The 7788-nt window shown below is 60.3% G+C and carries 8 protein-coding genes and 1 pseudogene; 7 read left to right on the top strand and 2 right to left on the bottom strand.

The window, feature by feature from the left end:
• Positions 1–532: pseudogene (locus AB4043_RS07190) on the bottom strand (hypothetical protein); the annotation flags it as partial.
• Positions 533–543: 11 nt separating this feature from the next.
• Here AB4043_RS07190 and AB4043_RS07185 point away from each other — a divergent pair.
• From AB4043_RS07185 to pqqE, 7 genes are all read left to right on the top strand, one after another.
• Positions 544–1620 (top strand): lactonase family protein, encoded by a 1077-nt coding sequence (locus tag AB4043_RS07185; RefSeq protein ID WP_442306755.1) that lies wholly within the window; start codon positions 544–546, stop codon positions 1618–1620.
• A 121-nt stretch (positions 1621–1741) separates the two neighbouring features.
• The gene (locus tag AB4043_RS07180) at positions 1742–2878 is read left to right on the top strand and encodes an SH3 domain-containing protein (RefSeq protein WP_442301115.1); all 1137 of its coding nucleotides are present in this window, start codon (positions 1742–1744) and stop codon (positions 2876–2878) included.
• A gap of 270 nt (positions 2879–3148) precedes the next feature.
• Positions 3149–3229 carry a pyrroloquinoline quinone precursor peptide PqqA gene (gene pqqA, locus AB4043_RS07175; RefSeq protein ID WP_147650507.1) on the top strand — a complete coding sequence of 27 codons (81 nt, stop codon included), beginning with the start codon at positions 3149–3151 and terminating at the stop codon, positions 3227–3229.
• A 3-nt stretch (positions 3230–3232) separates the two neighbouring features.
• Positions 3233–4135 carry a pyrroloquinoline quinone biosynthesis protein PqqB gene (pqqB, locus tag AB4043_RS07170; RefSeq protein ID WP_442301114.1) on the top strand — a complete coding sequence of 301 codons (903 nt, stop codon included), beginning with the start codon at positions 3233–3235 and terminating at the stop codon, positions 4133–4135.
• On the top strand, positions 4123–4881 hold the full coding sequence (gene pqqC / locus AB4043_RS07165) for a pyrroloquinoline-quinone synthase PqqC (protein WP_442301113.1): 759 nt from the start codon (positions 4123–4125) through the stop codon (positions 4879–4881). The genes pqqB and pqqC overlap by 13 nt, the downstream gene beginning before the upstream one ends.
• Positions 4878–5138 carry a PqqD family peptide modification chaperone gene (locus AB4043_RS07160; protein ID WP_442301112.1) on the top strand — a complete coding sequence of 87 codons (261 nt, stop codon included), beginning with the start codon at positions 4878–4880 and terminating at the stop codon, positions 5136–5138. Before pqqC ends, AB4043_RS07160 begins: the two co-directional genes overlap by 4 nt.
• Positions 5139–5147: 9 nt before the next feature.
• On the top strand, positions 5148–6221 hold the full coding sequence (gene pqqE, locus AB4043_RS07155; RefSeq protein WP_442301111.1) for a pyrroloquinoline quinone biosynthesis protein PqqE: 1074 nt from the start codon (positions 5148–5150) through the stop codon (positions 6219–6221).
• Positions 6222–6597: 376 nt separating this feature from the next.
• Here pqqE and AB4043_RS07150 read toward each other — a convergent pair.
• Positions 6598–7788 (bottom strand): DegT/DnrJ/EryC1/StrS family aminotransferase (locus AB4043_RS07150; protein ID WP_442306754.1); only part of this gene is annotated, 1191 nt, incomplete at its 5' end.

The following is a 7788-nucleotide window of genomic DNA, read 5'->3' as shown; positions in this document are numbered from 1 at the left end:
GGTTATAAATCGCGTCTACAATCACGGGCTGTTTTGCGATGCCCAGATGAACGAGATTGGCGGTGAGCAGAATAACTTCGGACTTTAGCTTTGGATCGGTCCCCGGGAGGATGGCGACGGCGTTCCAGGTCTCGAAGCGATCGGCGGGAGCATAGCGTTGTTCGATGCGCTGTTTGGCGCGGTCGGAGAGCTCGACCGGGGCTTTTTGAAGGTAGCTGCCGTTATAGCCGGGTTGCAGGCCGATCTCCTGGAAGACGGCTGCGGCGTACTGGGCAGCAATATGTTCATCCCGTGTGGCCGATCCGCGGCCCTGCAGTGCATCGGATGCGAGAAAATTCATGTCGGCGCGGACCTGCTGTTCCAGAACGGATTGAGGGCTTTGCGCGTCCAACAGGCAGGTCGTCAGGGTCAGCAGCGCGGCGGCGCCAAAGGTCATGCAAGAGCGTTTGAACATGGCCGGATTATAGGCAAAGCCACGGTTCAGACCCAATTCCTGCGACAATGGTGAGCGTGTTGAGGCTGTGTCGAGCATTGCGCTTCTTTGTGGTTCTGCCAATCGTTCTACTGGCGGGTTGCGGTGACTTCTTTCCGCCGATCAAAGGTGGCGGAAGCAGTTCGGGGTCGGACATCGTGTACGTTGCGAATGCCAGTTCGACCTCGGTGACGGCGTATGCCATGTCGACGGGAGCGCTGGTGGCCGTAAGCGGATCGCCGTACACGCTGAGTTTTACGCCGACGGCGATCGCGGTGACTCCGGCAAATACGTTTGTGTATGTCGCGGGTAGTGGCGTGGTGTATGCGTATTCCATCGGTACCGGCGGTGTGCTGACAGCGGCGAACAACGGCGCAGCGGTGGCCAACGGCAATGTGGTGTCGATGGATATCTCGCCGGACGGGAAGTGGCTTTTTACGTTGGATGCCGACGGGACCACGATTGAGGAGTACTCCATCAACACCTCGACTGGCATACTGACGGCGGCCAGCGGAGCGCTATATACCTTCGGTTCGGGAACGACGCCGATACCCAAGGCGATCAAGGTCGCTCCTAATGGCAACTACGTCATAGTGGCTCTGGGAACCGCGGGCGAGATCGTCTACGGCTTCAATACGTCGACGGGCGCAATGAGCGAGAGCCAGCGGCTGTCCGCTCCGGGGTCGACCAGCGATAATGCCATAGCGATGGACAAAAACACGGCATATCTGTTCATCGCCCGCAGCGGAAACTCGGCGGGGCTGGGGGTTTATACCATCGGCACTGGAGGGGCGCTGACAATTGTGAGCGGATCGCCCTTTGCGACCAGCGGCCAGTCGACTTCGGTAGTGGTCGATAACACGGCAACGTACGTCTATGTGGGGAACCAGGGTGACGGTACGATCTCGGGTTTCACCATCGGTACAGGAGGAGCGTTGACGGCGCTCAGCGGATCGCCGTACTCGGCCGGCAAGACCATGACCGCGCTGGCGGCGGACTCCACGGGGAAGTACATTCTGGCGGCAGCCAATGGAGGCTCGCCTGACGTGGGGATGTATGCTTTTGACTCTTCTACAGCGGGGCGGATTTATACCGTCAGCTCAACGACGACGGCGTATGGTCCGGTAGCCGTGGCAGTGACGCACTGACGTGGACGCACTGACGTGGAACGCCCAATGGAAGCCCTTACAGGTGACGCACTAGGTGCATGTTGCGAACCGTGATTCACGCAGGATCATCTGCAGATAGTATCCTCGGAGCTGTCCCGGCGTGATTTTCCCGTCATTCCAACGTAGGTTGTTCACCCTCGCCGCTGTCCTTGTGCTGCTGTCGGGATGCAGCCGCCTGCGCCCTAAACCCAAGGACGAATTCGTCTATGTCACGGCCAAGGGGACGTATTTGCGGGACCGCCTGGCGGCCGTGTCAAACCGCACGGGGAATGTCGACAACGGGCAGAAGCTGAAGATTCTTGAGCGCCAGCGTCACTACTTCCGTGTGGTGACCGACAAGGGCGAGACCGGCTGGATCAACGAGCGGGCGGTTGTGACGCAGGATATCGTCGATCAGTTCGACGCCTTGAAGAAAGAGTATGCCCGGCAGCCGGCGGTGGCCAGCGGTGTGGTGCGGGACGATGTGTACCTGCACCTGAAGCCAGGCCGCGATACAGACCGTTTCTACCGGCTGAATGAAGGAGAGAAGCTGGGGCTCATTGCCCGGGCTACGCTGCCCAAACCTGTGCCAGGTGGAGTTCCGCAGCAGCAAGCGAAGGAAGGTGAGCCGCCTGCGCCTCCGCCGATGGAGGACTGGTGGCTGGTGCGCTCGGGGGACCGGTCGGGCTGGTTGCTCTCGCGCATGATGGACGTCGACGTGCCTGATTCGGTGGCGCGGTATGCCGAAGGGCAGCGCATCGTGGGCAACTACGTGCTGACGAAGGTTGAAGACGATGAGGTTGAAGGCACGGACAAGATGGTGCCCATCTTCGTCACGCTGATGAATAGCTGGAAGGCCGGGCTGCCGTATGACTTCGACCAGGTACGCGTCTTTACCTGGAACCGGGCCAAGCACCGGTACGAGACGGCGTTCCGTGATCGCAATATCCAGGGTTTTCTGCCGGTGGAGGTCAAGACCGATCCGGGCCAGCCGAATGCTCCGCGGCAGAGTGCGAATACGGTACCGGCGCCGTCGTTTGTTTATCGGGTGTTGGCGGCGGACAACGGGCCGGTGGTCCCCGATCCTGTGACCGGAATCTCGAAGCCCTCAAAGCTGGTGCAGAAGACCTACCGGCTGGAGGGAAATATCACGCGCCGGGTGCTGCGTCCGGGCGAGACTCCGCAGGCGGAGGCCAAGGCCAGCGAAGACGAGGCGACCAGGGCCGCTGCGAAGAAGCCTGTCAAAAAACGCAAGTAATTGTGAGACAAAGGTTTGTCTGCGGATTCTTTGAGGATGCCGCCAGCCGACTTTACAGACGTTGCCCGGATCAGGCATTCTCTCTCCACTGAGGCGTACTTAGAGCAATTCTCCTGATCTGTAGTTTTGGATAAATCTGCGAATGCCGTTTTCCTCGAAGGAAAACGGCGCAAACAGCCAAAACTCCGCTCTACACCTTTAGGAGATTTGCTCCACTGTGCGCTCTCAGACGCAGAACTCATTCAGTACCTTGAGAGGAAGAAGCGACACATGAAGACCTGGACCCGTCCTGATTTCAAAGAAGTAAGCCTCGGCTGTGAGATCAACAGCTACTCCCCCGCCGAAATCTAAACCTTGTTTACATTGCAATTGCTGGGAACCGCCGCTGGCGGCGGTTTTCCGCAGTGGAACTGTGCCTGTGCTCTGTGCAATTTCAGCCGCAGGGATCCCGTGCGCTGTACGCCTCGGCTGCAGCTACAGGCCGTGGTGCGTTCACAGGGTCGAAATGTTCTGTTGAATGCAGGTCCAGACCTGCGTGTGCAGATTGAAGCAACACCCACGCTGCAGCCCAGGCCGGAGAATGGTCGGCGGAATACGCCGATTGGGGGCATCGTGCTGACCTCGGCGGATCTGGACCAGGTGCTGGGCCTGTTGCTGATGCGTGAGTTTCAGCCGCTACGGGTCTACGCCACGCCGCTGGTCCGGCGGGTACTGGAAGCTAATAGCTTTTTTCGGATGCTGGAACGGGTGCCGCAGCAGTTGACCTGGATCACGATGCTTCCCGGCGAGCCGTTTGAGTTGCTGCCGGGAGTCACATGTACGGCGATCCCGATGTCGGACGATCTGCCGTATTACGCGAAGAGTTTCGCAGCGAACGCTGAGCCCGGACAGGCCGTAGTCGGGCTGGCTTTGGCGAGTCCGGAACGGAAGGTCGTTTATACGCCGGCGGTTGGACACGTTTCGGAAGCCCTGTACCGGGAGTTTGCGGCGGCGGATGTGATCGCGGTCGACGGTACCTTCTGGAGCGATGATGAGCTGCAACGGGCGCAGCCCGGGACGCCGCTGGCGCGTGAGATCGGTCACCTCCCGATGAGTGGCGAGGATGGCATGATGGCACAGCTTGCGGAACTCCAAGGAGCGCGCAAGGTCTTCGTGCACCTGAACAATACCAATCCCATCCTTGACCGTCAGAGCGATGAGCGTAAGGCCGTGCTCGCCGGAGGTTGGGAGATCGCGGAGGATGGATGGGAGCTGTAACCATGTTGACCGCATGGGAGATGTTGAGCCCAGACGAGCTGCGTGCGCGGCTGCAGGCGGTAGGAGAGGCGAAGTATCACCATCGGCATCCGTTTCATGAGCGGATGCACCGGGGCGAGCTGACGCGCGGGCAACTGCAGGCGTGGGCGCTGAACCGGTACTACTATCAAAGCCGCATTCCTATCAAGGACGCTCTGGTGCTGGCCAAGAGCGACGATCCGGCCTTTCGCCGCGCCTGGCGGAAGCGCATCGTCGATCACGATGGTGATGAGAGTGGATACGGCGGTGTAGAGAAGTGGATCCAGTTGGCGGAGGCCGCAGGTGTTTCGCGTGAAGACACGATTGCCTACAAGGGCGTGCTGCCCGCCGTCATCTTCGCGGTGGATGCGTATCTCGCCCTGGTGCGTGACAGCTCACTGCTGGTCGCTGTAGCGTCAAGTCTGACGGAGCTGTTCTCGCGGCAGTTGATCAGCCTGCGGATGGACCGGATGAAGCTTCACTATCCATATCTGGAGCCGGGGCTGGCCTATTTCGTTGGCCGGCTGACGCAGGCTCCGGAAGACGCGGCGTTTGCTCTGGACTACGTGACGAAGCATGCCCGCAACCGCGAAGAGCAGGAGCAGGTGATCCGCGCGCTGGAACGCAAATGCGAGATCCTGTGGGCACAGCTCGATGCCATTGAGCATGCCTATGTGGTTCCCGGGCTACCGCCCCCGGGATGTTTTCTGCCGAAGGGGGAAGCATGACATGTGACTCGATTCCCCAGATGACACCCGGGTACCGGCTGCATCCCACGCAGGACGTTGTATTGATTCCCGAGGGTGTGTTGGAGCTGAGCGGGCCCTCGCGCGATATTTTGCTGGAGGTGGATGGCAAACGCACCGTGCGTGAGATCGTCCATCATCTGGCGGCGAAATATGAAGGAGCCGATGAGAACGAGATGCTCGACGATGTAGTAGCGCTGCTCGGCCGCCTGGCCGAACGCGGCGTGCTGCAGGGGTGATGTAGACCAATGCCCGCAACGACACGGCCACAATCGCTTATCTGTGAGGTGACTCACCGGTGCCCGCTGCACTGTCTCTACTGCTCGAACCCGATCGAGATGCAGAAGACGGAGACAGAACTCACGGCCGAGGTGTGGCGGCATGTCTTTCAGGAGGCTGCTGCACTGGGTATCCTGCATCTGCATCTCACCGGCGGCGAGCCGCTCGCCCGCAAGGATCTGACGGAGCTGATCCAGGCAGGCCATGACGCGGGGCTATACGTGAACATGGTGACCTCCGGTGTTGGGCTGACGGAAGAGCGGCTTGCAGGGCTGGTTCAGGCCGGGCTGGAGCATTTGCAACTGAGCTTTCAGGATGCAGATGAAGCACGGGCGAACTACATTGCAGGAACAAAGGCGCATGCGTGGAAGCTGGGGCTGGTTCCGCTGATCAAGCGGCAGCGCCTGGCCTTTACGGTGAACCTGGTGGTGCACCGGCAGAACCTTGACCGGTTGGAAGAGATGATTACTCTGGCAGAGTCGCTGGAGCCCAACCGCATCGAGATCGCGCACGTGCAGTACTACGGCTGGGCGCTGAAGAACCGCAGCCTGCTGATGCCGACCGAGGAACAGGTCCGATATGCCTTACCTGTGGTGGAAGCAGCGAAGACGCGTCTGCGGGGAAGAATTCATCTGGACGCCGTGCTGCCGGACTACTATGCCAACTTCCCCAAGGCATGTGTTGGCGGATGGGGACGGCAGATGATCCTCATCGATCCCGCAGGGCGGGCGCTACCGTGCCACTCGGCGGGTATTCTGCCGGGGTTCTGTTTCGACAATGTGCGGGAGAAGAGCCTGTCGTGGATCTGGGAACAGTCGCCTGCATTTGAGCGGTTTCGCGGCGATGCCTGGATGTCGGAGACCTGCCGGAGCTGCGACCGGAAAGACCGCGACTTCGGCGGCTGCCGGTGTCAGGCCTTTCTGTTGACGGGCGATATGGAAGCGATCGATCCGGTGTGTACGTATAGTCCGCAGCACGGGTTGATGGAGGAGCTGCGGAAGCCGGTGGCGGATGATCTGCTGCCGATTTACCGGAATAGTTGAATAGTTGAATGGTTGAATTGTTGAATCGTTGAATGGTGACTTGCGGGTAGCCGGATGGTGGTGGTACCCCGGTAAAGCAGGTCCTTCGCTTTGCTCAGGATGACAGACCGGATCAGGATGACAGACCGGATATGAGTACAAACCGGATATGAGTACAAATCGGGTGCCCCACATACGCGAAGCCTATGTGGGCATTCGCGCTACGCGCGAACCGCTTTTCTGGTTTGTCATCCTGAGCGAACGGGGTCCCCAGACAGCTTTGCTGGCTGGGGTGACAAAGCGAAGGACCTGCTTCATCCGCCACAATCGCCTAAACATCTCACGCGAAGCACCATTCAACGATCCAACCATTCAACTATTCAACCGCCTTTTAGCTTTAGCTATAGAACTCCGCGATCCGCTGGACAACTAACTCCTGCTCGTCGAGCCGCAGTCCCGGGAAGATCGGCAGTGCCAGAACCTCATGCGCTGCCTGTTCGGAGTGGGGGAACGTACCCGCCTTATAGCCAAGATGGGCGAGTGATGGCTGCAGATGGATAGGCAACGGGTAATAGATCTCGGTGCCGATCCTATGGGCGGTGAGGTGGGTACGCAGGTCGTTGCGGCGCGGGGCGCGGATGACGTACTGGTGCCAGGCGGAGTGGGCGTTGGTCAGCATCTCCGGCAGCGTGATGGCGCCGACCAGGCCGGCCTGCTGGAAGAGATGCAGGTAGTTTTCCGCGATCCGGGCGCGCTCTTCGTTGCCGCCGATGACATACTTCAGGCGGACGTTCAGCACCGCGGCCTGGAAGCTGTCGAGGCGGGCGTTCCATCCGATCTCATCGTGGAAGTAGCGCTGGCGCATGCCGTGGGTGCGCAGGGCGCGTGCATGGTCGGCGACGCTGTCGTCGTTGGTGGTGACCATGCCGGCATCGCCCATGGCGGCGAGGTTCTTGGTGGGGTAGAAGCTGAAGGCCGCGGAGGCGCCGAGGCTGCCGGCCGGAGTATCTTTCCAGCGTGCTCCCCAGGCCTGGGCGGCGTCTTCGACCAGCAGCAGCTTATGGCGGTCTGTGAGCTGTTGGAAGTGGTCCCAGTCGATGGGTTGACCGTAGAGGTGAACCGGGAGAATGGCCTTGGTGCGCGGGGTAATCGCGGCCTCGGCAGCGGCCGGAGAGAGATTGAAAGTGACGGGGTCAATATCGGCGAAGACCGGGGTAGCACCCGCACGCAGGATGGCCGAGGTGGAGGCGAAGAAGCTGAACGGGGTAGTGATGACCTCATCACCCGGGCCTATGCCGGCGGCTGCCAGGGCAAGCCAGAGGGCGTCTGTGCCGGAGGCGCAGCCGATGGCATGTTTTACCTGCAGAGCACTGGCGGCGGCGGCCTCAAATTGTTCGACTTCGGGTCCAAGGATGAACTTCTGGGAGTCGGCGACCAGTTCCAGGGCAGCGAGAATCTCTTCGCGGCGGAGCTGGTATTCACGGGAAAAATCGAGCAGAGGAACGGCGTTCGGCACGAGGTTGATCTTAAGCTTCCCGGCAGACGAAAGAAAGTGACGGCTTGGAGCATTTTCCCTGCGGGTGTGATG

It is taken from the genome of Terriglobus sp. YAF25, from assembly GCF_052113305.1.
GTDB lineage: Bacteria > Acidobacteriota > Terriglobia > Terriglobales > Acidobacteriaceae > Terriglobus.
Note: the sequence above shows the minus strand (reverse complement) of the source record. Positions and strands in the feature narration are given on the sequence as shown.